24 protein-coding genes are annotated in these 25,436 nt (G+C 69.8%); 14 read left to right on the top strand and 10 right to left on the bottom strand.

The window, feature by feature from the left end; translation table 11 throughout:
* Window positions 1-111: 111 nt before the first annotated feature.
* Window positions 112-1,266 carry a GuaB3 family IMP dehydrogenase-related protein gene (locus tag ACFULV_RS30350; RefSeq protein WP_378662624.1) on the top strand — a complete coding sequence of 385 codons (1,155 nt, stop codon included), beginning with the start codon at window positions 112-114 and terminating at the stop codon, window positions 1,264-1,266.
* Window positions 1,267-1,279: 13 nt separating this feature from the next.
* Here the strand turns inward: ACFULV_RS30350 and ACFULV_RS30345 are convergent, their stop codons facing one another.
* A complete protein-coding gene (locus tag ACFULV_RS30345) occupies window positions 1,280-2,080 on the bottom strand; it encodes an alpha/beta fold hydrolase (RefSeq protein WP_378662621.1) in 801 nt (266 codons plus the stop codon).
* 132 nt (window positions 2,081-2,212) lie between these two features.
* Between ACFULV_RS30345 and guaA the strand changes: the two genes are divergently transcribed.
* Entirely contained in the window at window positions 2,213-3,787 is a 1,575-nt protein-coding gene (gene guaA, locus ACFULV_RS30340) for a glutamine-hydrolyzing GMP synthase (protein ID WP_378635344.1), read from the top strand.
* A gap of 1 nt (window position 3,788) precedes the next feature.
* On the opposite strand, the gene ACFULV_RS30335 is transcribed toward guaA, so the two are convergent.
* The 3 genes from ACFULV_RS30335 to ACFULV_RS30325 form a co-directional block, all read right to left on the bottom strand.
* Window positions 3,789-3,923: a hypothetical protein gene (locus ACFULV_RS30335; protein WP_378635347.1), complete on the bottom strand. Its 135-nt coding sequence runs from the start codon at window positions 3,921-3,923 to the stop codon at window positions 3,789-3,791.
* A gap of 83 nt (window positions 3,924-4,006) precedes the next feature.
* A complete protein-coding gene (locus ACFULV_RS30330; protein WP_378635349.1) occupies window positions 4,007-4,219 on the bottom strand; it encodes a hypothetical protein in 213 nt (70 codons plus the stop codon).
* A complete protein-coding gene (locus ACFULV_RS30325) occupies window positions 4,212-5,921 on the bottom strand; it encodes a PspC domain-containing protein (protein WP_378662618.1) in 1,710 nt (569 codons plus the stop codon). The genes ACFULV_RS30330 and ACFULV_RS30325 overlap by 8 nt, the downstream gene beginning before the upstream one ends.
* Window positions 5,922-6,329: 408 nt before the next feature.
* Here ACFULV_RS30325 and ACFULV_RS30320 point away from each other — a divergent pair, with 408 nt between their 5' ends.
* Window positions 6,330-7,667: a PspC domain-containing protein gene (locus tag ACFULV_RS30320; RefSeq protein WP_378662635.1), complete on the top strand. Its 1,338-nt coding sequence runs from the start codon at window positions 6,330-6,332 to the stop codon at window positions 7,665-7,667.
* Window positions 7,668-7,773: 106 nt separating this feature from the next.
* Window positions 7,774-8,409: a response regulator gene (locus ACFULV_RS30315; RefSeq protein WP_378662632.1), complete on the top strand. Its 636-nt coding sequence runs from the start codon at window positions 7,774-7,776 to the stop codon at window positions 8,407-8,409.
* A 20-nt stretch (window positions 8,410-8,429) separates the two neighbouring features.
* On the opposite strand, the gene ACFULV_RS30310 is transcribed toward ACFULV_RS30315, so the two are convergent.
* Window positions 8,430-9,563 carry a serine/threonine-protein kinase gene (locus ACFULV_RS30310; protein ID WP_378635356.1) on the bottom strand — a complete coding sequence of 378 codons (1,134 nt, stop codon included), beginning with the start codon at window positions 9,561-9,563 and terminating at the stop codon, window positions 8,430-8,432.
* Window positions 9,564-9,762: 199 nt separating this feature from the next.
* On the opposite strand from ACFULV_RS30310, the gene ACFULV_RS30305 reads away from it, so the two are divergent.
* From ACFULV_RS30305 to ACFULV_RS30290, 4 genes are all read left to right on the top strand, one after another.
* Entirely contained in the window at window positions 9,763-10,503 is a 741-nt protein-coding gene (locus ACFULV_RS30305) for a hypothetical protein (protein WP_378662615.1), read from the top strand.
* A 16-nt stretch (window positions 10,504-10,519) separates the two neighbouring features.
* Window positions 10,520-12,091, top strand: a complete 1,572-nt coding sequence (locus tag ACFULV_RS30300) for a DNA polymerase Y family protein (RefSeq protein WP_378635361.1) — start codon at window positions 10,520-10,522, stop codon at window positions 12,089-12,091.
* 94 nt (window positions 12,092-12,185) lie between these two features.
* The gene (locus ACFULV_RS30295; RefSeq protein WP_378662629.1) at window positions 12,186-13,112 is read left to right on the top strand and encodes a sucrase ferredoxin; all 927 of its coding nucleotides are present in this window, start codon (window positions 12,186-12,188) and stop codon (window positions 13,110-13,112) included.
* Between the two features lie 108 nt (window positions 13,113-13,220).
* Window positions 13,221-13,661: a GNAT family N-acetyltransferase gene (locus ACFULV_RS30290; RefSeq protein ID WP_378662612.1), complete on the top strand. Its 441-nt coding sequence runs from the start codon at window positions 13,221-13,223 to the stop codon at window positions 13,659-13,661.
* Window positions 13,662-13,697: 36 nt separating this feature from the next.
* Here ACFULV_RS30290 and ACFULV_RS30285 read toward each other — a convergent pair whose 3' ends face one another.
* Window positions 13,698-14,654 (bottom strand): SDR family NAD(P)-dependent oxidoreductase, encoded by a 957-nt coding sequence (locus tag ACFULV_RS30285; protein WP_378662609.1) that lies wholly within the window; start codon window positions 14,652-14,654, stop codon window positions 13,698-13,700.
* A gap of 132 nt (window positions 14,655-14,786) precedes the next feature.
* Between ACFULV_RS30285 and ACFULV_RS30280 the strand changes: the two genes are divergently transcribed.
* The 4 genes from ACFULV_RS30280 (at window position 14,787) to ACFULV_RS30265 (ending at window position 20,297) form a co-directional block, all read left to right on the top strand.
* Window positions 14,787-15,242, top strand: a complete 456-nt coding sequence (locus tag ACFULV_RS30280; protein WP_378635369.1) for a hypothetical protein — start codon at window positions 14,787-14,789, stop codon at window positions 15,240-15,242.
* A 57-nt stretch (window positions 15,243-15,299) separates the two neighbouring features.
* On the top strand, window positions 15,300-18,881 hold the full coding sequence (locus tag ACFULV_RS30275; protein ID WP_378662606.1) for an error-prone DNA polymerase: 3,582 nt from the start codon (window positions 15,300-15,302) through the stop codon (window positions 18,879-18,881).
* A gap of 221 nt (window positions 18,882-19,102) precedes the next feature.
* Complete coding sequence (locus tag ACFULV_RS30270; protein WP_378662602.1) at window positions 19,103-20,113, top strand: DUF4349 domain-containing protein; 1,011 nt, start codon at window positions 19,103-19,105, stop codon at window positions 20,111-20,113.
* Window positions 20,073-20,297, top strand: coding sequence for a DUF167 domain-containing protein (locus tag ACFULV_RS30265; protein WP_378635378.1), 225 nt, complete (start codon window positions 20,073-20,075; stop codon window positions 20,295-20,297). The genes ACFULV_RS30270 and ACFULV_RS30265 overlap by 41 nt, the downstream gene beginning before the upstream one ends.
* A gap of 1 nt (window position 20,298) precedes the next feature.
* Here the strand turns inward: ACFULV_RS30265 and ACFULV_RS30260 are convergent, their stop codons facing one another.
* Complete coding sequence (locus ACFULV_RS30260; RefSeq protein WP_378635380.1) at window positions 20,299-20,781, bottom strand: tRNA (cytidine(34)-2'-O)-methyltransferase; 483 nt, start codon at window positions 20,779-20,781, stop codon at window positions 20,299-20,301.
* A gap of 46 nt (window positions 20,782-20,827) precedes the next feature.
* Here ACFULV_RS30260 and ACFULV_RS30255 point away from each other — a divergent pair, with 46 nt between their 5' ends.
* Window positions 20,828-21,154 (top strand): DUF3017 domain-containing protein, encoded by a 327-nt coding sequence (locus tag ACFULV_RS30255; RefSeq protein WP_235569656.1) that lies wholly within the window; start codon window positions 20,828-20,830, stop codon window positions 21,152-21,154.
* A 64-nt stretch (window positions 21,155-21,218) separates the two neighbouring features.
* On the opposite strand, the gene ACFULV_RS30250 is transcribed toward ACFULV_RS30255, so the two are convergent.
* Window positions 21,219-22,175 carry an oxygenase MpaB family protein gene (locus ACFULV_RS30250; protein WP_378662600.1) on the bottom strand — a complete coding sequence of 319 codons (957 nt, stop codon included), beginning with the start codon at window positions 22,173-22,175 and terminating at the stop codon, window positions 21,219-21,221.
* 133 nt (window positions 22,176-22,308) lie between these two features.
* Here ACFULV_RS30250 and ACFULV_RS30245 point away from each other — a divergent pair, with 133 nt between their 5' ends.
* Window positions 22,309-22,944, top strand: a complete 636-nt coding sequence (locus tag ACFULV_RS30245; protein WP_378662597.1) for a TetR/AcrR family transcriptional regulator — start codon at window positions 22,309-22,311, stop codon at window positions 22,942-22,944.
* A gap of 4 nt (window positions 22,945-22,948) precedes the next feature.
* Here the strand turns inward: ACFULV_RS30245 and ACFULV_RS30240 are convergent, their stop codons facing one another.
* Together ACFULV_RS30240 and ACFULV_RS30235 are read right to left on the bottom strand one after the other, a co-directional pair.
* The gene (locus ACFULV_RS30240) at window positions 22,949-24,094 is read right to left on the bottom strand and encodes a homoserine O-acetyltransferase (protein ID WP_378662594.1); all 1,146 of its coding nucleotides are present in this window, start codon (window positions 24,092-24,094) and stop codon (window positions 22,949-22,951) included.
* Window positions 24,091-25,407, bottom strand: a complete 1,317-nt coding sequence (locus ACFULV_RS30235; protein WP_378635419.1) for a bifunctional o-acetylhomoserine/o-acetylserine sulfhydrylase — start codon at window positions 25,405-25,407, stop codon at window positions 24,091-24,093. The genes ACFULV_RS30240 and ACFULV_RS30235 overlap by 4 nt, the downstream gene beginning before the upstream one ends.
* Window positions 25,408-25,436 lie beyond the last annotated feature (29 nt).

Here is a 25,436-nt window from a genome sequence, read left to right as displayed (position 1 = left end):
GGTCAGGCGCCGCCGCGTAGGCGACGAAGGAGCAAGCGGCGGTGCCTGACCGGCGGCCCGTGGTGGCCGCGAACTCGAGCGCGCCAGCGCTCCAAAAACACAGGAGCAACTGTGCGTGACATGGTCGAAATCGGTATGGGCAGGGTCGCCCGTCGGACCTACGAGCTGGACGACGTCGATATCGTGCCTTCGCGGCGGACGCGTTCGTCCAAGCTGGTCTCGCTGGCGTGGCAGCTCGATGCCTACCGTTTCGAGATCCCGGTGCTCGCGCACCCCACCGACGCGCTGGTCTCGCCCGAGTTCGCGATCGAGCTGGGTCGCCAGGGTGGCCTCGGTGTGATCAACGGTGAAGGCCTCTGGGCCCGCCACGCCGACGTGCAGGCCAAGATCGACCAGCTGCTCGATCTGGTCGACAAGGGGGGTTACGAAAAGGCCATCTCGCTGCTGCAGGAACTGCACGCCGCGCCGATGCAGCCCGACCTGCTGGCCGCCGCCGTCGCGCAGGTCCGGGCGGCCGGGGTGACCACCTCGGTGCGCGTGAGCCCGCAGAACGCCCGCGCGCTGACCCCGGCGCTGCTCCAGGCCGGCATCGACCTGCTGGTCGTGCAGGGCACCATCATCTCCGCCGAGCACGTGGGTGGCGAGGAGCCGCTCAACCTCAAGACTTTCATCGCCGAGCTGGATGTGCCGGTCGTGGCCGGTGGTGTGAGCGATCACCGCACCGCGCTGCACCTGATGCGCACCGGCGCGGCGGGTGTCATCGTCGGCTACGGCTCGTTCCCCGGCGCCACCACCACCGGTGAGGTGCTCGGCATCGGCGTGCCGATGGCGACCGCGATCGCCGACGCGGCCGCGGCCCGTCGCGATTACCTCGACGAGACCGGCGGCCGGTACGTGCACGTCATCGCCGACGGTGATGTGGCCACCTCGGGTCAGCTGGCCAAGGCCATCGCCTGTGGCGCCGACGCTGTGATGCTCGGTGTGCCGCTGTCGGCGTCGGCGGAGGCGCCCGGTCGTGGCTGGTACTGGCCCTCGGCGACCGCGCACCCCTCGGTGCCGCGCGGTTCGTTCCTGCCGGTCGACGAGGCCTGGCTGGACGGCCCCGACGGCGCGGTGACCCGCCCGAGCCTCGAGCGCGTGCTCTACGGTCCCTCCGACGACCCGTTCGGCTCGCTGAACCTGGTCGGCGGCCTTCGCCGTTCGATGGCCAAGGCCGGCTACTCCGACCTCAAGGAATTCCAGAAGGTCGGGCTCAGCGTCCGCTGACAGGCCGCCCGCGCTAACGAACGTGGGTCAGTGAGACCCGATCCCGCAGGAACCGGGAGATCGCGGTATTGACCGGTTCCGGGTGCGTCATCGTGACGGCGAGACGGGCGCCATCGATCTCCACGAAGGTGGAGGCGGTGAGCCCGTCCGCCAGCGTGCGCGCCCGGTCGCCCGCGATGCCGCTCTGCGTGGCATGGATGATCAGTGCCGGGCAGGTGATCTCGCGTAGTCGGTCGAGTACCGAATCGCGCCCGAGTAGGCAGCCGACGGCGGCGTCGAGCCCGCTGTGGGCGTCGCCGACCCAGCGGCGGGTCCAGATGTCGCGGTACCACGTGTCGTCGCCGATGAGCCAGTCGGCCAGTCGGCCCGCGGCTTCCTCGCGGGAGCTGCGGTCGTGCCACTCGTCGAGGAATCGCTGGGTGGCGGTCGACTGGTCGAGGGTCGGCCCGTGCGCCTCGGTGCTGATCAAGATCAGCGCGGCGACCCGGTCTGGTGCGACCAACGCGGTCCGCAATGCTGTGAAGCCCCCTTGCGCCGTCCCGCCGACGATCGCGCGTTCGACGCCGATCGAGTCGAGCACCGTCAGCGCGTCCCGGGCCGCCGTCCAGTAGGTGAAGGGCAACCGCTGGTCTCTGGTGCGGCCGTGACCGCGCGCGTCCCAGGCGACGATCCGGAATTCGGGTGCGAGCGCGGCCTGCTGCGAGGCGAACATCGTGCGGTCCATGAAGAATTCATGGGCGAGCAACACCACCGGACCGGTGCCACCGCTGTCCTCGTAGTAGATGTCGGCATCGATCGCGCGGGCGAATGGCACGAGCACGAGGATAGCCAGAGCCGCCGCGCCACGCCCAAGAATGGGGGCGCGTCGTGCACAGTCACTACGGCGAGTCCGGCCTCCGGCGATGCCCGCTGCTTGCTCGTCGCACCCCGTCACTAAACTGTGGCGGTGGCAGATACTCAGAGACCGGTCCTCGTCGTCGACTTCGGCGCGCAGTACGCCCAGCTGATCGCCCGACGGGTGCGTGAGGCGCGGGTGTTCTCCGAGGTGATTCCCCATACGATGACCGTGGAAGAGATCGCCGACAAGCAGCCGTTGGCCGTGATCCTGTCCGGTGGTCCGTCGAGCGTGTACGCCGAGGGCGCACCGCAACTCGACGCTCGGCTGTTCGATCTCGGTGTGCCCGTGTTCGGCATCTGCTACGGCTTCCAGGCCATGGCTCAGGCGCTCGGCGGCACCGTGTCGGAAACCGGCACCCGCGAATACGGCCGCACCGAGCTGAACATCGACGGCGGTGTGCTGCACGGCGGCCTGCCGACCATCCAGCCGGTGTGGATGTCGCACGGTGACGCGGTGACCGACGCCCCCGAGGGCTTCGAGGTCACCGGTACCACCGCGGGCGCCCCCGTGGCCGCGTTCGAGGACCGTGCCCGGCGCCTGGCCGGCGTGCAGTACCACCCCGAGGTGCTGCACTCCCCGCACGGCCAGCAGGTGCTCAGCCGCTTCCTGCACGAGCTCGCGGGCATCCCCGCGCAGTGGACCCCGGCCAATATCGCCGAGTCGCTGATCGAGAGCGTGCGCGAGCAGATCGGTGACGGGCACGCCATCTGTGGCCTGTCCGGCGGTGTCGACTCCGCCGTGGCGGCCGCGCTGGTGCAGCGCGCGATCGGCGACCGGCTCACCTGTGTGTTCGTCGACCACGGTCTGCTGCGGGCCGGCGAGCGCGAGCAGGTCCAGCAGGACTTCGTCGCCGCGACCGGCGCCAAGCTGGTGACCGTCGACGCGGTGGACAAGTTCCTCGGCGAGCTGAAGGGCGTCTCCGATCCCGAGGAGAAGCGCAAGATCATCGGCCGCGAGTTCATCCGCTCCTTCGAAGACGCGGTCGCGGGCATCGTGCTCGAGGAGGGCGCTGCCGCGGGCGCCGCGCCGAAGGTCGAATTCCTGGTCCAGGGCACCCTGTACCCAGACGTCGTCGAATCCGGCGGCGGCACCGGCACCGCGAACATCAAGAGCCACCACAATGTCGGTGGCCTGCCCGACGACCTCGAGTTCGATCTGGTCGAGCCGCTGCGCCTGCTGTTCAAGGACGAGGTCCGCGCGGTCGGCCGTGAACTCGGGCTGCCCGAGGAAATCGTTGCGCGCCAGCCGTTCCCGGGCCCCGGCCTCGCGATCCGCATCGTCGGCGAGGTGACCGCCGACCGGCTCGACCTGCTCCGTCAGGCCGACGCCATCGCCCGCGAGGAGCTCACCGCGGCCGACCTGGACAAACAGATCTGGCAGTGCCCGGTCGTGCTGCTGGCCGACGTGCGTTCGGTCGGTGTGCAGGGTGACGGCCGCACCTACGGTCACCCGATCGTGCTGCGTCCGGTGTCGAGCGAGGACGCGATGACCGCGGACTGGACCCGGCTGCCCTACGACGTGCTGGAACGGATCTCGACGCGCATCACCAACGAGGTGGCCGAGGTCAATCGCGTGGTCCTCGACGTGACGAGCAAGCCGCCGGGCACCATCGAGTGGGAGTGACCTAGGCCGGCCGCGGCGGCGCCGCCTGGGTGAGCAGGAGCCTGCCCAGGAGGAAGCCGCCGGTGTGCGGCCGGTGGGTGACCGGTGGCAGGACCTTCGCCAGTGGGGTTTCCGGTCTCTTCTCGGATTCGTCCATTGCCCTTGTCTTTCAACTGGTCCCGTCAACAGCAATGGCCCGTCGTGATGACGGGCCATTGCTGTGTCCTGGGTTGTCCTCGGTCAGTGGTGTTTACGGCTGGGGGCCAGCGTGAGCAGCAGGCCGATGACGATGGCCGCGATCACCACGCCCCAGCCGATGGGCAGGATCCCGCCGTCGTCGGGGGTGGGTGCGCCCAGCAGTGCCCAGACGCTCACGGCCAGTGCGATCAGGCCGATGGTCAGCAGGGTGAAGGCGGGTCGGCGGGCGGGCTCGGTGCCGGTCGGATCAGCCACGGGTCACCACCGCGTCACCCAGGTGCATCTTGACGTGCAGGTCGAGGACCGGGGCGCCGGGGGAGTTCGCTCCGCTCAGTCCGTCTTTGCAGGTCGAGTTGGAGTCGGCTACTCGGATGTCACACGTCATGTTCACCGTCATCCCTTCTGGCAGTTGCACTTTCGCGTCACCGATGTTCACCGCGACTTCGACGCTGCGTGACTCGGTGAGGTTCAGACCGCGCAGATCCAGCGTGCCCGAACCGATGTCGAGGGCGTAGCGGGGCTGCAACTCGGTGACCGAGGTCGGCGCCCAGACGCGGTCGCCGACGGCGGTTTCGCTGAAGTCGATCGGCCCGATCAGGGAGGCCAGCACCACGAACCCGGCCAGCGGGGCGGTGAGTATCAGCAGCCCGTACCCGCGCCGCAGGAACGCGCCGACGACGAGGCCGAGTCCGACTACGGCCAAGGCGAAGGCCGCGATCCGTGCGGGGGTCATCCATTCGACGCCCGATGCCGCTGCCGCACCCGCCAGCGCCGCGGCCAGGATCGCCAGGCCGATGGTGACCGGGGTGAGCCGGGAGCGTGGACGTTTCGGTGCCGGTGGCGCGACAGGTGCGTAGCGGGGTGCCGCTTCCGGGAGTTCCCAGGCGAGGGGGGCGACAGCGAGCGGATCCCAGCCGTTGGGCACCTGCGCGTTGATCCGCGGGGGCTCCGGTGCGGAAGAGATGGTTCCGGGGACGTCCTTGCGCAGGACGGCGGTGGCACCGGCGTCGTTCGCCTGTGGTTGCGCGGCGGGCCGCATGCTCTCGTCGGCGTCGGCCGGCTCGACGACCTCGGTTTTCGAGCTGTCCGCCCGCTTGTCGAGATCGACGGGTGGAGCCGAATCCGCCGCCTGCCCGCTCGTATCCGACACGGCGTCCGAGGCGACTTCGCGGTTGTCCGGATCCTCTTGTCCGGGTTCGACAGGGGCCGGTGTCACCGCGATCCGAGTGGTCTCGACGGAATCCACAGCAGCGCTGCCCGATTCGTCGATGTCCTTGCGCAGAACGACCGTGTCGGTCGCGTCGACTCGCAGGAGCGGCGTGGATTCGGCTGTGGCCATGCGGGTTTCCTCGCGGGCGAGTGCCGGATCGGGAACGTAGGCGTCGGGGAGTTTCGTGTAGGGCGTGTACATCCCCGTCGGCGGTACCTCCGGGTTGTACGGGTAGCCGCGCACCGGGACCCCGGTCGGATAACCCGCGCCCGGGTAGCCCGTCGTGCCCAGCGGAGAGCGGTAGGCGTCGAACCCCGCGGGCAGCTCGGGATGACGCAGATACAGCATCCACCAGCCCGCGAGCATCAGCCCCATGCTGACCACCCCGGACCCGCCCATACCCAGTCCGATCGGCCCCATGGTCGACACGGCGATAGCCAGCGCGACGATCAACACGATCGTCTTGGTCTGCGAATGCGAACCTCGATCGTGGGCCGACAGGGCCTGCGCCGCCGACATCTCGTTGCCCGCCGACCCCAGCACCAGCCAGGCCAGCAGGTACAGCACGATCCCGGCCCCGCCGAAGATCGTCGACACCACGAAGGCCACCCGCACGAGCACCGGATCCACCCCGTACCGCATCCCGAACCCCGCCGCCACGCCGGCGATCGGCCCTTGCCGAGGCAGCCGGACGGGCCGCGTCTGCCACATCTGGTGAACCTGGTCGGCGAAGCTCGTTCTGCTCATGCCATCCATGGTGTGCCGAGCCACCCCTTCCGCACATCGGGGGTAACCCTGATAATTTGATCTCAGGGATGTTCCCGATGCCCACCCCACCCGATGCGTGCCAGTATCGAGAGCATGGATCCGTCTGTTCCCGCCCGCACTGCCGCCCAGGGGTCTGCGACCCCGTCCGGGCCCGGCGCCGCCGCCGGGAACAACGCCACTCACCCATGGCCTTCCGACGGGCCGGGGGCCGCGGCGAATCCGCGGTTCGGTCGGCAACGGCCGCGTGGTTTCGTGGAGCGCGCGTTCGGGGGTGAGCCGGCGGTCTATGGGGCGCCGCAGCACTACACGCAGCCGCCGCAGTATCGGGCCGCGCCGGGTTACGGCCAGTATCCGCAGGGTTATGGCGTGCCGCGCGGCTATCGGCCCATGCTGCCCGTCCCCGGCCCCGAGCCGGTGGGTGCGCCGGTGCCCGAGACCCCGCGCCTGGTCCGCCGCAGTGGTGGGCGGGTGGTGGGTGGCGTAGCGGGTGGTCTGGCCGACCATCTCGGTGTCGACGTGATCAAGGTGCGGCTGGCATTCGTGTTGCTGTCCGCGCTGGTCGGTGCGGGACTGGTGGCGTACGGGCTGCTGTGGATCTTCACTCCGGGTGGCGCGGACGCGGCGAAACCGACCGGCGACGAGCGCAGGCAGGCGATCGGGCTCGCCCTGCTCGGGCTCGGACTCGCGGTGACGGTGGGGTGGCTGTTCCAGGGGACCGCGGCGAAGGTGATCGCGCCGATCGTGGTGGTGGCGGTCGGTGCCGCGCTGGTGTGGCGCGAATACGATGTCGCCGCGCCGGGGCCGCGGGCCCTGTTCGGGCTGCCCGCGCGTCCCTCGGTGGTCACCTGGTCGCGCATCGTGGCCGGGGCGACGCTGATCGTGGTCGGGCTCGGTGTGGTGGTGCTGGCCAGGATCGATCTCAGTTCGCTCGGGTCGGCGCTGATCGCGGTGGCGGTCACCCTGGTCGGCGCGGGTCTGCTGACGGTGCCGCTGTGGCTGCGCATGGTTCGCGCGCTCAACGCCGAGCGCGGCGCCCGTATCCGCAACGAGGAACGCGAGGAGATCGCCTCGCACCTGCACGATTCGGTATTGCAGACACTCGCGCTGATCCAGCGTCAGGCCGAGGATCCGCAGGAGGTGCTTCGCCTGGCCCGCAGCCAGGAGCGCGAACTACGCAAGTGGCTCTTCGACGACACCGCGCCCGCCCAGTCGAGCCTGGCCACCGCGCTGCGCACCATCGCGGGCGAGGTGGAGGACCAGCACGGTGTGAAGGTCACCCCGGTCACCGTCGGCGATGTGGCGATGGACCCCGGCGACACCGGCGCGGGCCTGCCCAAGGAACATTTCACCGCCCTGCTCGGCGCCACCCGTGAGGCGCTGGTCAACGCCGCCAAGCACGCCGAGGTCCCCGAGATCGACCTGTTCGCCGAGACCGAACCCCACCAGGTGAGCATCTTCGTGCGCGACCGTGGCGCCGGTTTCGACGTGTCGGCGGTGCCTGCCGATCGGCGCGGGGTGGCCAAGTCGATCTGTGCCAGGATCGAGCGCCGCGGCGGTACCGCCGTGATCGACTCGACCCTCGGGCGTGGCACCGAGGTACGGATCGTCATGCCGCGCACCGACTCCGGGACCTCCGAGCCGGACGACGTCGCCGGCGACGACGTGCCGGCCGTCGCCGATCAGGATGACCACGCGCCGGCACGGGATCATCCGGCCGATCACTGAGCGCGATCGCACCGACCCGGGCCGATCTCGGCGCCCGGACGCCGCGGTGTGGTACCGATGACAGCAGGTCGATCGAGCGGTTCGAATGAGGAGTCTTGTAGTGAGTGTGCGGGTGTTCCTGGTCGACGATCACGCGGTTTTCCGGTCGGGGGTGCGGGCCGAGCTGAGCCGGGAGACCGATATGGAGGTCGTCGGTGAGGCCGGGGCGGTGGCCGAGGCGATCGCCGGGATCGATGCCACGAAGCCGGACGTGGTGCTGCTCGATGTGCACATGCCCGACGGTGGTGGAGTGGCGGTGCTGAGCGGGATCGCCACGGGGCCGGTGTGTTTGGCGCTGAGTGTGTCCGACGCGGCCGAGGATGTGATCGCGGTGATCCGGGCGGGGGCGCGCGGGTACGTCACCAAGACGATTTCCGGTGCCGAGCTGGCCGACGGTATCCGCCGGGTCGCGGGTGGGGACGCGGTGTTCAGTCCGCGGCTGGCCGGGTTCGTGCTCGATTCGTTCACCGGGCGCTCGCCGGTCCCCGAGCCGCCGCTCGATCCCGAATTGGATTCACTCACCCCGCGCGAGCTGGAGGTGCTGCGCTTGCTGGCGCGTGGGTACACCTATCGGGAGATCGCCGAATCCCTGTTCATCTCGGTGAAGACCGTGGAGACGCACGCGTCGAATGTGCTTCGTAAGACGCAACAGTCGAACCGGAACGCGCTGACTCGATGGGCTCATCGGCGCCGCATCGAGTGAAGCTCGGTAGGGCCGCGGCTCTACATCACGGCGATGATGATCGCGATCAGGATGATCAGGCCGATCAGCACGCCCGCGCCGATGGCGAGGGGGGCGCCGTTGGGGAGGTTGTCGACGAAGCTGCCGGTGCGCTGCTGGGGTGCGGCGGCGGTGGCGCCTACCGGCGCGCGGTGCGGGCGCGGGAGGGGGGAGGAATTGGGGCTACGCAGGCCGCTGGCGGAGTTACGGGTGGACCAGGCCGGAATGGTGCCGTCCTCGGTGCGCAGCGGCACACCGAGGATGTAGGCGCCGGTGCCGGGCCCGAAGGCGGCGGTGAGGATTTCGTCGCGGGCCTCGGCCATGGTGGGGCGGCGCTGCGGCGCGGGCTCGAGCATGTGCAGCAGCGGCTGGGTGAGGATGCCGCTGCGGGTGGGCGGGATGATCCGGCCCATCGCGGCCGCGGCGACGACGTCGTGCTCGTCGGAGTCGAAACCGAACGGCGGCTGGCCTTCGAGTGCGGTGTAGAGGGTGGCGCCGAGGGAGAACACGTCGCTGGCCTCGGTGGGCCGGGCGCCGCGCGCGACCTCGGGCGGCAGGTAGGCGGGGGTGCCGGTGATCACACCGTCGGGTTCGTCACCCTGGGTGTCGCCGGCGCCGCGCGAGATGCCGAAGTCGCTGAGTTTGGCCAGGCCCACACTGTTGCCGCGGTCGGCGACGAGGATGTTGCCCGGCTTGATATCGCGGTGCACGATGCCCGCGGCGTGCGCGGCGGCCAGCGCGTCGGCGACCTGCGCGCCGATCTGGGCGACCTCGACCGCGGGCAGCGTGTCGACCAGCGCGAGCGCCTTGGCCACGCTGCGCGAGGGTAAGTACTCCATGACGAGCCACGGCTCGCCCGCCTCGATCACCACGTCGTGCACGGCGACGGCGTGGATGTGCGACAGCTTGGCGGCCACCCGGCCCTCGTGCACGATGGCGCTGCGGATTCGCTCGGCCTCGGCCGCGCTCAGTCCGGCGGTGGACAGCACCTGCTTGATCGCGACTTCCCGGTTCAGCAACCGATCGGTCGCGAGCCAGACCGCACCCATGCCACCCCCGCCCAGCTTGGACTGCAGGCGGTAGCGACCCGCGACCAGGTAGTCGGGGCCGATATGGGGGCGAGCACGTTCGGTCACGGGTGCGAGGGTAGCCGAATATGGCGCTGACTGGCCGGGATCTCCGGGGTGCTGCGCGGTGGACACGGGGTGGGGGTGGGTGTCAGGCTGGTCGCTATCGAACGTATATTCGAATACGATCGATAGCTGGAACGGTGCTGCCGTTTCGGCGCAGGGCGGTTTTCCGCTCGCGGGTCCATCGTGGAAGTAGGTGGTGTTGATGGGTTCGGAAGCGTTGTCGCCCGGTGCGGGCATGATCGACGAGCTGCGCAGGCGGATGGCCGCAGTGCCGGGACGTGGTGAGTCCGCGACCGGACATATGCCACGTGAGCAGCCACTACGCCGAGATCTGCTGCCCGTTCCGCCCCCGCTCGCCGATCTGTTGCCCGATGGTGGGCTGCCGAAAGGCGCGGTCGTCGCCTACACCGGCGCACACTCCCTGCTGACGGGGATGCTCGCCGCGGTTACCGGGAGCGGCGGCCACGCCGCGGTCGTCGGCCTGCCCCGGCTGGGTTTGCTGGCCGCTGCCGAGATGGGTGCCGAGCTGTCCCGGTTGGCGGTGATCACCGACCCCGGCCCCGACCCCGCCGAAGTGGCCGCGGTCCTGCTCGACGGCCTCGACCTGGTAGTCCTCGGTCTCGGCGGCCTCGCTGTTCCCCCGTCGCGCTGCCGCGTCCTCGCCGCCCGCGCCCGCAATCGCGGCGCCACCCTGGTGGTCGCGGGCGAATGGGCCAACCCGACTCTGCGCCTGGACTCCCGCGTCACCGGGTACCGCGGCCTCGGCCCCGGTCGCGGCCGTCTGCGCTCGGTCTGCCTCGACGTGCGCGTGAGCGCGAAGGCGGGCCAGACCCGCCGCGGCCGCATGGATCTGTGCGCCCAGGTCGGCCGCACCGAATGGCTGCCACGCGAAACCGTCAGCGGCGCAACGGAAGTCACCGCACTACACGAGGCTGTCTCATGACCGCCGACCTGTCGTCGTGACGCGTGTTGATCGGGTGCTGGCGGTGTGGTGCCTGGACTGGCCCGCGGTGGCGGCGGCCGCGGTGGAGGGGGTGTCGGCGGAGCGGCCGATCGCGGTGTTGCGGGGGAGTTCGGTAGTGGCGTGTTCGGCGATCGCGCGGGCCGAGGGTGTGCGCCGGGGGATGCGGCGGCGGGATGCGCAGGGATGTTGCCCGGAGCTTGTTGTCGTGCAGGATGATCCGGATCGGGACGCGCGATTGTTCGAGCCGGTGGTCGGCGCTGTCGACGAGACGGTGCCGGGCGTCGAGGTGTTGCGGCCCGGCCTCATCGTGCTCGGGGCACGCGGTGCCGCACGGTATTTCGGTTCCGAGGAGGCCGCGGTGGTGCGGTTGATCGACGCGGTCGCCGTGGCGGGAGCCGAGGCGCAGATCGGGATCGCCGATGCCATGTCGACAGCGGTGATCGCGGCAAGGCGCGGGGCGATCGTGGCGCCGGGGGAGGGCGCGAAGTTCCTCGCCGGGCTGCCGGTCTCGGAGCTGGCGGTGGAGCCGAGCCTGGCCGCACCGCAGCGCGCGGAGCTGGTCGACCTGCTGCGCCGCTTGGGATTGCGCCGCATCGGCGACTTCGCGCGCCTGTCTCCCGCCGAAGTGGCCTCCCGGTTCGGCGCCGACGCCGTGCTCGCCCATCGCACCGCCCGCGCCCTGCCGGAACGTCCACCGTCGGCGCGCCGCCCCGCTCCGGAGCTGACCGTCGAGCTGGCCTGCGACCCGCCCATCGACCGGGTCGACGCGGCCGCTTTCGCGGGTAGGCAGCTGTCCACCCGGCTGCACACGGTGCTGTCGGCGGCGGGAGTGGCGTGCACCCGGCTCGCCGTGACCGCGCGCACCGAGACGGGCGAGGAGCTCACCAGGATCTGGCGCTGTGCTCGCCCACTCACCCCGGCCGACACCGCCGACCGCGTCCGCTGGCAACTCGACGGCTGGCTCACCCACCGCGCCCGCCCCACCGGCCCGATCGTCGCGCTCACACTGGAACCGGTCGAGGTGGTCGCCGCCGGTGCTCTGCAACTCGGTCTGTGGGGTGGTGAGGGCGAGGAAACCGAGCGCGCCCGCCGCGCCCTGGTACGCGTGCAGGGGCTGCTCGGTGGCGAAGCGGTCCGCATCGGCGTGCTCAGCGGCGGGCGCGGGCCCGCCGAACGCATCACCATGATCGCCCTCGGTGACGAGCTGACCCCCGCCGCCGACCCCACCCAGCCCTGGCCGGGCCGCCTTCCCGAACCCGCTCCCACCCTGCTCCTGCTGCACCGTCCGGTCGTGCACCTGAGCGCCGCCGACGGCGCCCCCGTCCTGGTCACCGATCGTGGCCTGTTCACCGCCGTCCCCACCCGTCTGCGCTGGGGCAGCAAGCAGTGGGCGCTGCTGGGCTGGGCGGGCCCCTGGCCGATCACCGAACGCTGGTGGTCCACGGCCGAGCCCACCTCCCTGGCCGTGCGCGTCCAAGTCCAGCTCGATGCCGACCCCACCGAGATCCGCGCTGTCCTGCTCGTCTACGACGCGATGCAATGGCATGCCGAGGGCGTCTACGAGTAGCCCACCGACCCGGTTCTAGAGTGAAACGACGCTTGTCCGGGACAGCCCCGGAAGGCTCGGTCGTGGGAGGAGCGCTGTGAACCCGTTCGAGGGCATGTTGTGTACGGCGGCCGCTGCCGATCTTCCGCTGCTCGGTACCGCGGGACATTTCACCGGATGGCTGTGTATCGAGCACCCCGGTGCGTGGGGCGGTGATGTGATCGGTGATGAAGTGCTCGGTCCGGAGATCACCGCCGAACTCGCGGCGCGTACGTCGGCGGCGCAGGTCCGGCCGACGCTGATCCGCCGCCCCGGCCGCAACGAGTTCACCGGTACCCGCACTGTGCTGCTGGTCAGTTCGCGGCCGGAGGGCTCCTGGTGCGAGCGGTTCGAGATCACCGACTTGCGCCAGCTCTTCGACATCGACCTGCATCTCGTCGATGGTCCGGCGCCGGGAATCGGTGTGCGCGTGGACGATCCGGTAGTGCTGGTCTGCGCGCACGGCAAACGCGACCAGTGCTGTGCCCTGCTGGGCCGCCCGATCGCCGCCGCCCTCGCCGCGGACTACCCGGGCCGGGTCTGGGAGGCCTCGCACACCGGTGGTCACCGTTTCGCCCCCGCGGTTGTCCTGCTTCCCTCCGGCCTCACCTACGGCCGCGTCGACGCCACCGCCGCCAAGGCGATGCTCGCGGCGGCCGACGCCGACGAGGTCTCCCTGGCCGGTCTCCGTGGCCGCAGCTGCTACCCCCCGATCTCCCAGCTCGCCGAAGTGGCTGTGCGAGAGCAGGTCCCGGCCGATGCCACCGCTCTCACCGTCCAGACCGACCCGGCCCCCACGCACGACCCGACCGTGGCGGGCGCCGCCATCGTCACCCACCGCGACGGCCGCCGCTGGCGCGTCACCGCCCGTACCGTCCCCGCCGCTCCGCGCCAAGCCAGCTGCGGCGCCGCCCCCAAGCCGGCCACCTACTTGGAACCCGCTGCGATAGAACAACTTCCCGCGCTGTCCCGCGCGCAGTCCGAACGCCCCACGGATCACTGACTCATCGACTGCGGCAGGCTCGGCTCCCGGGCAACACCACAGTGGACTACTGGAACTACGGCGCGGTGGCCCTCCCGCGCGTCATCCGACGGGCTTAACGTCGACTCCATGATCGACATCCGGGAAATCGGCGAGGACGAAACCGAGCTGGCGGGCCCGGCACTACTGGAGCTTCGCCCACGGTGGGAGACGGCATCGCGCCTGACCGAGTTCATCGACAACGAACTTCGCCCCGCGGGCTACCGTCTCATCGGGGTCTTCGAAACGGGTTCCCCTGCGGCGCTATCGGTGGCAGGGTTTCGCGAATCCCGCTCCACCGCCTGGGGCCACCACCTCTACATCGACGATGTCTCCACCCTTCCCGCGGCGCGCGGTCGAGGCCATGCCGACAGTCTGCTCGACTGGCTCACCGCCGAAGCTCGGCGTCTGCGGTGCACGGGGGTCCATCTGGACTCCGGCGTCGGCCCTACCCGAGCCGCCGCCCATCGTCTCTACATGCACCGTCACCTGGCCATCACCGCCCACCACTTCACCCTCGACCTGCAGTGAATCGCGAGCGGACCCGGGAGCCGTGCTACCCGGGGGTCACCAGTGTGTGCCGGGTACCCAGCGGGCCGCGCGGCGCAGGGCGGTGCCGGTGGCTTTTCGGGCGGCGGAAGGGGTTTTCGGATCTGCCCGGGTGACCGGTGCGGGGGCCGGGGTGTCTTCGGCCGATTCGCCCTTGGCCGCAGGGGAATCCGGCAGCGCGCGGTAGTAGCGGTGCAGGATGCGGTCGCGGAGTCTGGGGGTGATGATGCCGCCGTACTCGGCGAGGGTGCCGAGGGGGACATCGATGCGTTTGGGACGTTCGGTGAGGGCGCGCACGATCGTGCCCGCAGCCCACTCGGGGGATTCGGACGGCCCCTGGTCGCCGCTGGGGGCGATCATCGGGGTGCGCACCAGCGGCATGTGGATGGTGGTGAAAGTGACTCCGTCGGCGAGGGTTTCGACCGAGGCGACCTCGGTGAACTTGTCCAGGGCCGCCTTGCTGGCGAGGTAGGCGGCGAAGCGAGGGGTGGCCACCTGCACGCCGGCGCTGGAGATGTTGACGATGTGGCCGAAGCCGCGTTCGCGCATCTGTGGCAGCAGCGCGAGGGTCATCCGCAGCGCGCCGAAGTAGTTGACCGCCATGGTGCGTTCGAAGTCGTGCAGGCGATCGGTGGATCGGTGGATGGCGCGGCGGATGGACCGGCCCGCGTTGTTGACCAGCATGTCGACGTGGCCGTGCTGGTCGAGGATCGCCTTGACGGCCGAGTCCACGGACTCGGAGTCGGTGACATCGCACGGGTAGCCGTAGGCCTGCCCGCCCGCGTCGACGATCTCGGCGACCACCGCGGCCAGTTCGTCGGCGCGGCGCGCGAGCAGGAACACGACACCGCCCTTGTCGGCGACCGAGAGTGCGGCGGCCCGTCCGATCCCGGACGACGCACCGGTGATCACGACATGCCTGCCGGTGAGATCGCGCCGCTTGCGGCCGCGTTCACCTGGAGAAACCTGAGACATCACTGCTCCTTTGCAGCTCGTTGCCTCGAACTTACTCCAAAGTAAGTTCGAGGGCCAGGATCGCCGGGAAACTCGAAAATATGTTCGAATGCCTCTCGCCAATATTCGAACGTATGTGCGATACTGATGCACATGGCGGACGATCGGATGGCGGACATCTATGCCGCGGTGCGGCTCGGCGGTGGCGACCCTGATGCGGCGCGCGCGGCGCTGACCAGGCTGTGGAGTGAGATAGGGGAAGGCGGCGACCCGTTGCATCGCTGCGTGGTGGCACATCACCTGGCGGATGTGCAGGAGTTGCCGGAGGGTGCGTTGCTGTGGGACCAGCGGGCGCTGGCCGCGGTGTTCGGGCCGGGCATCCCGCTCGATGAGGGGCTGCGCGGGTTTCTGCCCTCGCTGTATCTGAACCTGGCCGACAGTCATCGCCGCGTCGGTGACTTCGAGATGGCGCGGATGCAATTGGCCATCGCGCGCGGGCACCTGGACGTGCTCGCCAACGATGCCTACGGCGCGGTGATCCGCACCGGGCTGAGCCATGTGGAGGCGGCGCTGGAATCGCGGTCGATGGAGCGCTTGCCCGCGAATTGAGTAGTCCGCCAAGGGGAAAGGGTGCGGTGATGCGGGGGTCGTGAGAGGAGCGGGTGCATGGGCTGGAGCAACGGTCCGCCGACCTGGTCGGAACTGGAGCGGGTGCTCTCGGGCAAGCCGAGCGGCAGGCCCGCGCAAGACATGCACCCGGGCGACGGCGGCGACAGTCCGGCCTGGTCACGCAAACGCGGCGAGTACCACGCCGCCGGGCTCGACCGGCCGACCGGCCCGACGGTGCCCTACGCGGAGCTGCACACCCACTCCGCCTACAGCTTCCTCGACGGGGCGAGTCAGCCGGAGGAGCTGGTGGAGGAGGCGGTACGGCTCGGTCTGGAAGCGCTCGCGCTCACCGACCACAACGGGTTCTACGGGACCGTCCGGTTCGCCGAGGCGGCCAGGGAATGGGGAATGCCAACGGTTTTCGGTGCCGAACTGTCACTGGGAACCGATGCGGAGGCGGCGCCGGGCCGAGGGGATGCGGTCCGGCGCCGTTCTGTCCCTCGGGGCGGGTTGCGAACTCCTGTCGCGGATGCGGTCGAACACGGGCACGTGAACGCGCCGGACTCGGTGCCGCGCACCGGATCTCCCGATCCGCTCGGTCCGCATCTGCTGGTTCTCGCCAGGGGGCAGGAGGGTTACCGGCGGCTCTCCCGGGAGATGGCGACGGCGCACATGGCCGCGGGGGAGAAGGGCGTGCTGCGCTATGACCTCGACACGCTCGCGGCGGCGGCGGGCGGGCACTGGCATATCCTCACCGGCTGCCGGAAAGGCCACCTGCGCACCGCGCTCGAACACGATCTGCGCGGTGGCGATATCCGGCTACCGAAAGCCGAAGCGGCCCTGCGGGATCTGCTCGAACGATTCGGCGCCGATCGGGTGAGCGTGGAGCTCACCCATCACGGCATCGCCACCGATGACGAGCGCAACGCGCTGCTGATCGCGCTGGCCGACCGGCTCGATGTGCCCGTACTCGCCACCACCGGTGCGCATTTCGCGTCTCCGGCGCAGCGTCGCCGGGCGATGGCGCTGGCCGCGATCCGCGCCAGGAGCAGTCTCGACGAGATGGCGGGCTGGCTCGCGCCCACCGGCGGCGCGCACCTGCGTTCGGGTGCGGAGATGGCGCACCTGTTCGCCGACTACCCGCACGCGGTGGCGAACGCGGCGGTGCTGGCTCGCGAATGCGCGTTCGACCTGGGGTTGATCGCCCCGAAGCTCCCCCCGTTCGACGTGCCCGCCGACCATGACGAGAACTCGTGGCTGCGCGAGCTCGCCCTGCGTGGCGCCGCCGAGCGCTACGGGCCGCCGGAGCGGAACCCGCGGGCGTACCGGCAGCTCGAGCACGAGCTCGCGGTGATCGAGAAGATGGAGTTCCCCGGCTATTTCCTGGTGGTGCACGACATCGTCGAGTTCTGCAAGAAGAGCGACATCCTGTGTCAGGGCCGAGGCTCGGCCGCCAACTCCGCGGTCTGCTACGCCATCGGCATCACCAATGTCGACCCCGTCGCCAACCAGCTGCTGTTCGAGCGGTTCCTCTCGCCCGAACGTGACGGACCACCCGATATCGATGTCGACATCGAATCCGACCGCCGCGAGGAGGCCATCCAGCACGTCTACGCCAAGTACGGTCGCGACTACGCCGCCCAGGTGGCGAATGTGATCACCTACCGCGGCAAGTCCTCGGTGCGCGATGCCGCACGCGCACTGGGCTTTTCACCGGGGCAGCAGGATGCGTGGAGCAAACAGGTGAGCCGCTGGTCCGGGGTGGCCGCGGAGACCGGCACCGATATACCGGACGCGGTGCTCGAGCTCGCGGGCGAACTCGACGGTCTGCCACGGCATCTGGGGATCCACTCCGGCGGCATGGTGATCTGTGATCGGCCGATCGCCGACGTGTGTCCGGTGGAGTGGGCGCGGATGGCCGGGCGCAGTGTGTTGCAGTGGGACAAAGACGACTGCGCCGCGGTCGGTTTGGTGAAGTTCGACCTGCTCGGCCTCGGCATGCTCTCGGCGCTGCACTACATGATCGACCTGGTGCGCGAGCACAAAGGCGAGCAGGTCGAATTGCACGCGCTCGATCTCACCGAAGCCGGTGTCTACGAGATGCTCTCGCGTGCTGACTCGATCGGGGTGTTCCAGGTGGAGTCGCGCGCGCAGATGGCCACATTGCCCAGGCTGAAGCCGCGCACCTTCTACGACCTGGTGGTGGAGGTGGCGCTGATCCGCCCGGGACCCATCCAGGGTGGTTCGGTGCACCCCTACATCCGCAGGCGCAACGGCAAGGAGGCGCCGGTCTGCGATCATCCCGCGCTGGAGAACTCACTCGCCCGCACCCTCGGCATTCCGTTGTTCCAGGAACAGTTGATGCAGATGGCCATCGACGTCGCCGGTTTCAGTGCCGCCGAAGCCGACCAGCTGCGCCGTGCCATGGGTTCCAAACGCTCGCCGGAGAAGATGGAACAGTTGAAGGACCGCCTCTACCAGGGCATGCGGGACCTGCACGGCATCACCGGCGATCTCGCCGACCGCATCTACGAGAAGCTCTACGCCTTCGCCAATTTCGGTTTCCCCGAGAGCCATTCACAGAGTTTCGCCTCGATCGTGTTCTATTCGTCGTGGTTCAAGCTGCACCATCCGGCGGCGTTCTGTGCCGGGCTGTTGCGTGCGCAGCCGATGGGTTTCTACTCGCCGCAGTCGCTGGTCGCCGACGCCCGCCGGCACGGGGTGCGCGTGCACGGCCCCGACATCAACGCCAGCCGCGCCGAGCCCACCCTCGAGAACGCGGGCACCGAGATCCGGCTCGGCCTGTCTGGTGTGCGGCACATCGGCACCGACCTCGCCGAGCGCATCGTCGCCGCCCGTGCCGAACACGGCCCCTTCGCCTCGATGCTCGACCTCACCGGTCGCGTGGAACTCACTGTCGCCCAATCGGAATCGCTCGCCACCGCAGGGGCGCTGGACGTCCTGGTCGACACCGAACCGCGCCACGGCGACTCCGTGAACGGCCGCGTCGCACCACCGAACAGGCTCAGCTCGGGCGCCGGTCGCGGTGGGGTCACGGCTGTGCGGGGTCCAGATGCTGTGCCGGATCAGCTGGTTGCGCAACGGGAATCGCGCGGTAGCAGCGTGCGCAGGGCGGCGTTGTGGGCAGCGGGTGCGGCGGCCGTGGAACGTCCCGATCGCCTACCCGGCACGGGTCCCGCCACCGTCGCTCCGTCCCTGCCCGGCATGAGCGCGCTCGAACTCGCCGCCGCTGATGTCTGGGCCACCGGCATCTCGCCCGACTCCTATCCCACCGAATTCCTTCGGGCCCATCTGAATTCACTCGGTGTGGTTCCCGCGTGCGATCTCCTGCTGGTCGAGGACGGCGCCCGCATCCTGGTGGCGGGCGCCGTCACCCACCGTCAGCGCCCCGCCACCGCCGCGGGCGTCACCTTCCTCAACCTCGAAGACGAGACCGGCATGGTCAACGTCGTCTGCTCGGTCGGCCTGTGGACCCGCTACCGCCGCCTCGCCCAGAACGCCACCGCCCTGCTCATCCGCGGCCGCATCCAAAACGCCGAGGGCGCCGCCAGCGTCGTCGCCGACCACCTCGAACACCTCGACCTGACCATCGTGGCCCGCTCCCGCGACTTCCGCTGAGTTTTTGGAGCGCTGGCGCGCTCGAGCGGGGCCATGGAGGCCCCGATCTTCCCTCCCTCCGGGCACTCCTTCGTCGCACCCTCCGGTCAGTCCAGATCGGGGCGGGCCCCTTTGGGGAGAGACATCCAGGGGGCTACCCGGCCCAGGGTGTGCACGCAGTAGCGATGTGTCCGCCGAGTTGAACGCCAGCCGGGGGTCCGCTGACGCACTACGCTGCGAACATGCGCAAGCTTGCCGTGGTGATGATCGCGTTGCTCGGACTCGTGTTCCTGGTCGGGTGCGGCGATGACGAGAGCGAGGACCATGCCGGTAAGGCGTCCTCGCCCACCGTCATGGGCGGGCCCGCTCCCGCAGTGGCGCCCGGGTTCCGGGAGGGCGCCCCGCAGCAGGACAGTCCGGCGCCGACGGATCAGACGAACCGGAAAGAGGTGATCACCGGGTCGGTGGATGTCACCTCGGGGGATCCGATCGCCGCCGCGGCGACCGTCACCGAGCAGGTCCGCGCCGTCGACGGCCGGATCGACAGCCGCACCGAACAGCCCGGTACCGACGAGCGGGCCGCTCGGGCCGTGCTCAGTGTGCGGGTGCCCGCCGACAAGACCGATGCCTTCATCACCGGGCTCGGTGGGGTCGGCACGGTGACCCGGGTCAGCACCAACCGCGACGATGTCACCATGCAGTGGCAGGACCTCGACGCTCGCATCCGCGCCCTGCAAGCCTCCGTCGACCGGCTCAAAGCGCTGATCACGAGCGCCACCAACACCGCCGACCTGATCGCCGCGGAGGAGGCGCTGTCGAGCAGGCAGGGCGAGCTCGACAGCCTCACCGCGCAGAAACGCAGCCTCGACGATCAGGTCGCGCTGTCGACGCTCACCATCACCCTCACCGCCGACGACAAGAACGCCCCCGGCGATCCGGACAACTTCTGGGACGGCATCGTCTCGGGCTGGCACTCGCTGATCGACTGGTTGCAGGACGCGATCGTCTTCGTCGGCAAGGCCGTGCCGTGGCTGGGCTTCCTCGCGGTGATCGGCGGATTGCTGTATGCCGCACTGCGATTGCTGCGCAGGCGCCGTCGCACCGGAGCGCATGTGCCCACCGCTGCGGTGCCCACCGCACCGCCGGCCACCGCATCCGAGGTCAACGCATCCGGCGCACCCGAATCGGCAGCATCCGGGAAGGAGACCCCCGGTGCCCACAGTGCGGGCGACGATCAAACCGAACAGCCGTAAAGGCCCACTCGTCGAAACCGCCGAAGACGGCACCCTCACCCTCTATGTCCGCGCCCCGGCCGTCGAGGGCAAGGCCAACAAGGCCGCCATCGAACTACTCGCCGATCATTTCGGCGTAGCCAAGTCCGCCGTCCGGCTGACCGCCGGCGCCACCTCACGGTTCAAGCGGTTCGATATCGACTGAGTCAGACCGCGCCCGGAAATCCCAGCTGCCGCCAGGCCTCGTACACCGACACCGCCGCCGCGTTCGACAGGTTCATCGACCGTCGACCCGGCAGCATCGGAATGCGCACCTGCTCGGTGATCTGCGGATCGGCCAGTACTTCCGCGGGCAGACCGGTGGGCTCGGTGCCGAACAGCAGCGCGTCGTCGTCTCGATAGGCGATATCGGTGAAACGCGTGGTGGCCTGGGTGGTGAAGGCGAACACGCGGCCGGGCCGGATCGCCGCGAACGCCGTCGCCAGGTCGGGATGCACGGTCACCACCGCGAGGTCGTGGTAGTCCAGTCCGGCCCGGCGCAGCTTGGACTCCGAGAGGTCGAATCCGAGCGGTTCGATCAGGTGTAGCGCGCAGCCGGTCCCCGCGGCCAACCGGATCGCGTTGCCGGTATTGGGCGGAATCACGGGCTCGTGAAAGATCAGGTGCAGCACAGCGGACCACTCTGTCATGCGCCACCCCGTCCGCGCGCAGGCGGTATCTGGAACAATCGGGCTCGTGAACGAGGCGGAGACGACCGGCAAGCACCGGGTCGCGCGGTTGAGCGCGGGGGAGCAGTACCTGCGCAGTCATCTGCCGATGACCGTGGTGACCGCGCTGATCGTGATCGCGGTCGGCTTCGTCGCGTGGGATCGGTGGCGCCGCGGCGCGCTGATCTTCGGCAGCGCCGCCCTGGTGGCCGCCGCGTTCCGGCTGTGCCTGCCGACCGTGCAGGTGGGGTTGCTCGCCGTGCGCAGCCGCCCGTTCGACGTGGCCGCGCTCACCGCGCTCGGCAGCGCCATCGTCTTCCTGGCCGCCACGATCAACACCCTCGGCGTCAGCTGACGACGAAGGCCGACCACGGCATCGTTGACGTGGCCGGCCTCGACACCCCCGGATGTGGTGTCGTTCAGGCGGTTTCGGGGACTTTCGGTTCCCAGAGGCTGCGATGCCCCTGGCTGCCGTACAGGGCGCGCGCCCGTTCGGGCGTGATCGTCACCGGGTCGACCGGCACCGGCGCGGCGGCGTGCGCGGCGAAGACCTGCCCGGTCATCGGGGCGATGAACGGGGCAGCCTTGACGATCACCCAGTTGTCGCGCCGGGCGGCGACCCAGGCGATCACCTTCGCGGGAATCCGCACCGCGAGGTCGACCACGCGGGGCACCCGGTACCGGCCGAGCCTGCGCATCCACATCGGCAGCGTCGGGATGCTGGCCAGCGAGAGCAGCCTGCTCCCGATCGCGTATCCCCAGCCTTTGCTCGGCGGCGTCCACATCAGATAGTGCATGCCTTCGATGGCGCGCTCGGTGACGCACAGCTGCGGCCGGACTCGCTCGTAGTAGGCACGCACCTCCTCGCGCGAGCGCGGGACGTCCGCGGGCTTGCAGGTCTGCAATTCGGCGGCGATCGCGCATTCGGCCCAGAAGCGCCGCTCCTCCTCGGGGCTCAGCGGGCCGGGTCCGTACATCTCATAGGCTTTGAGCACCGAGTGCCAGCCGGTGATGTGGATCCACAGCTGGGTTTCCGGGCTGTTGGCGCTGTAGCGCTTGCCGCTGATCGGTTCGATGCCCGTCATCGGCGCGTGCACCTTCATCAGGTGCTCGGCGGCCTGGATGGCGGTGCGGCCATCGCCGACCGCGACGAGCACGAAGTACAGCAGGGTGTGGTCGAGCCGCGTGCGTGGGTTGCTGTAGATCCCCTGCGAATCGGCGACGGCGGCGGTGAGGAACGGATCGAAGTGTTCCAGGGCGACCGCGCGCTGGAATCCGATCAGGGCGGTCGGCGACGCCCAGACCTTCCAGCTGGGGGAGTCGGGTCCGAAGAAGCCGTAGTCGTCGCGGCGCAGGGAAGTGGGGTCGAAGGCCATTGCACGTGCTCCTTTGCAAGTGAATACAACACCACCGTAGCAATGGTGTGTGATGAATACAACGGCTGCGTAGGAATTGCGCTGACAAGTCGGCCGCGGGGTATCGTCCAGGGAGAGAAAGGCAGGTGGGCGTGTGACCGCGACGCAGGACCGACGACCGCGGCGCCGCTATGCCCCGCGGCTGCCGCCGCAGGAACGCCGGGCGCAACTGCTCGACGCCGCGTTCGCCGTGCTGGGCCGGGTGGAACTGCACGAGTTGAGCATGGAGGCGGTCGCGCAGGAGGCCGGGGTCGGAAAACCGGTGCTCTACACCGTGTTCAAAACCCGCGCCGAACTGGTCGAAGCGCTGCTGGAACGCGAAAGTGAACGCGGACTGGAACAGATCGCCGACACGCTGCCCGACGACCTGCTCGGCGCCGATCCGGTCGCCGTCGCCTCGTCGACGGTGGAAGCGTTCGTCGGTGTGGCACTGGCGAATCCGACGCGCTGGCGGCTGATCCTCGCCACGCCCGCGAGCGCCCCCGGCGAATACCGCGCGGCTCTTCGCACGTCGCGGGCCGATATCCTGGCGCGCGCGGAATCTCTTGTCCGCATGGGCATTTCGCTGTCACCGCGCTGGTCGGGCATGGATGCCGAACTGCTCGCGAACTCGACCCTGACCGTCGCCGAAATGCTCGGCAGGCTGGCCGTCAGCGAGCCGGAAGAGTATCCGCGCGAACGGCTTCAGGCCTACGTTCGCTCGATCGTCACCCTGCTGACCGGACCCTGACGGCTCAGCGGTTCTCCCGCGCCAAGCGCATTGTCTCGGTGAGCAGCTTCGACACCGCGGCCGCCTCGGTGAGGAACCCGTCGTGCCCGTCGCGTGAATGCACGATCTCCAGACCCGCGCAGCCCGGCAGCCCTTCGGCCAGCTCGGCCTGGGTGTGCAAGGGGTACAGGCGATCCGAGTCGACTCCGCCGACCACGCACGGCACCGATGTCGAGGCCAGCGCGGCAGCGATACCGCCGCGCCCGCGACCCACATCGTGGCGGTTCATGGCCTCGCTGAGCAGCACGTAGGTGGCCGGATCGAACCGCTGGACCAGCTTGTCGGCCTGGTGCTCGAGATAGCTCTGTACCGCGTAGCGCCCACCGGTCCATGGGTCTTCGTCGCCCTGGGGCTTGTTGGTGAAGCGGTGGTCGAGTTCGCCCTCGGTGCGGTAGGTCAGGTGCGCGATGCGCCGGGCCAGTCCCATGCCGGTCATCGGCGCGCGGCCGGTGCCGTGATAGTTGCCGCCCTGCCAGTCGGGATCGGCCGCGATGACGGCCATCTGGGTGGTCTGGGTACCGATCTGATCGGCGGTGGCGCGGGCGCCCACGGCCAGCACGAGCGCGGCGCTGACCCGCTCGGGCAGGCCGATGATCCACTCGAGCACCCGCATGCCACCCATCGAGCCGCCGACGACAGCGCCGAGCCGCTCGATCCCGAGCACCTCGAACAACTGCGCTTCGGCCTTTACCTGGTCACGGATGGTCAGCTCGGGAAACCGTGCGCCCCAAGGCTTTCCGTCGGAGGCGAGCGAGGACGGGCCGGTGCTGCCCTTGCAGCCGCCCAGCACGTTGGTCGCGATCACACACCACTCGTCGGTGTCGATCGGCGCGCCGGGCCCGACCATGCCCTCCCACCAGCCGGGCGCCCCGTCGGGCCCACCGACGACATGGGAGTCGCCGGTGAGCGCGTGTTCGACGAGCACCACATTGTCCAGCGTGGGCGAGAGCTCGCCCCAGCGTTGCACCGCCAGCCGCACATCGGGGACGACGGCGCCGTTCTCCAGCGCCACATCCCCGATGGCGACCACGCCGACGCGCCCGTCCGGCGGTGGCAGCAGGGCCACCCCGGTTCCGGGTCGGGCGATCGGCGATTCGGTGCTCACAGTCACGTCGTCGCCGCCGCGAACCCGGCCCGCAGATCGGCCAGAATGTCGTCGATTCCCTCGATGCCCACCGCGAGCCTGACCAGGCCGGGAGTGACGCCGGCCGCCAGCTGCTCGTCGGGCGTCAACTGCGAGTGCGTGGTCGACGCCGGGTGAATCACGAGTGAACGCACATCACCGATGTTAGCTACATGGCTGTGCAGGCTGAGCGCGTCCACGAACTTCTTGCCCGCATCGACACCGCCGGCCAGCTCGAAGGCCACGATCGCGCCCGCTCCCTTCGGCGCCAGCTCTTTGGCTCGCGCGTGCCAGGGCGAGGACTCGAGGCCCGCGTAGAACACCGCGTCGACGCCCGGCTGCTCGGCGACGAACTTCGCGACCGCCTCGGCATTGCTGACATGCCGTTCGACCCGCAGGCTCAGCGTCTCGATGCCCTGGGCGATGAGGAACGCGTTGAACGGCGAGACCGCGGCACCCAGATCGCGCAGCAACTGCACGCGAGCCTTCAGCGCGAACGCGGGCGCGCCCAGATCGGCGAATACCGCACCGTGGTAGCTGGGGTCGGGCTCGGTGAAGCCGGGGAAGCGCGCGTTGCCGTCGGCGTCGCGCACGGTCCAGTCGAAGGTGCCGCCGTCGACGATCACGCCCGCCACGGCCGCACCGTGACCACCCAGGTACTTCGTCGCCGAATGCACGACGATGTCGGCGCCGTGGGCCAGCGGCTGGATCAGGTAGGGGGTCGCGACGGTGTTGTCCACGATCAGCGGAAGGCCGTTCGCGTGCGCGACACCGGCGATACCGGGAATGTCGAACACCGCGCTGCTCGGGTTGGCGATGGTCTCGCCGTAGAACGCCTTGGTGTTCGGCTGGATCGCGGCTTCCCACTGCGCGAGGTCATCGGGATCCTCGACGAACGAGACCGTGATGCCCAGCTTGGGCAGCGAGTAGTGGAAGAGGTTGTAGGTGCCGCCGTAGAGGTGCGGGCTGGACACGATGTGGTCGCCCGCGCTCGCCAGGTTCAGGATCGCGTAGGTCTCCGCGGCCTGGCCCGAGGCCAGCAGCAGCGCCGCGACGCCACCTTCGAGCGCGGCCACGCGCTGCTCCACCGCGTCCTGGGTGGGGTTCATGATCCGGGTGTAGATGTTGCCCGGCTCGGCGAGACCGAACAGCGCGGCGGCGTGATCGGTGTCGCGGAAGGTGTAGGAGGTGGTCTGGTAGATCGGCAGGGCCCGCGCGTTGGTGCTCGCGTCGGGGGCCTGGCCCGCGTGGACCTGCTTGGTCTCGAAGGACCAGTTCTCGGGCAGGGAAGAGTCAGTCATGTCGTGCTCCAAATGGGTGTCAGCCGGGG

Origin of the sequence: Nocardia sp. NPDC057272 (genome assembly GCF_042668615.1) — a bacterium.
Lineage (GTDB): Bacteria > Actinomycetota > Actinomycetes > Mycobacteriales > Mycobacteriaceae > Nocardia.
This window is presented reverse-complemented; position numbering and strand designations above follow the sequence as displayed.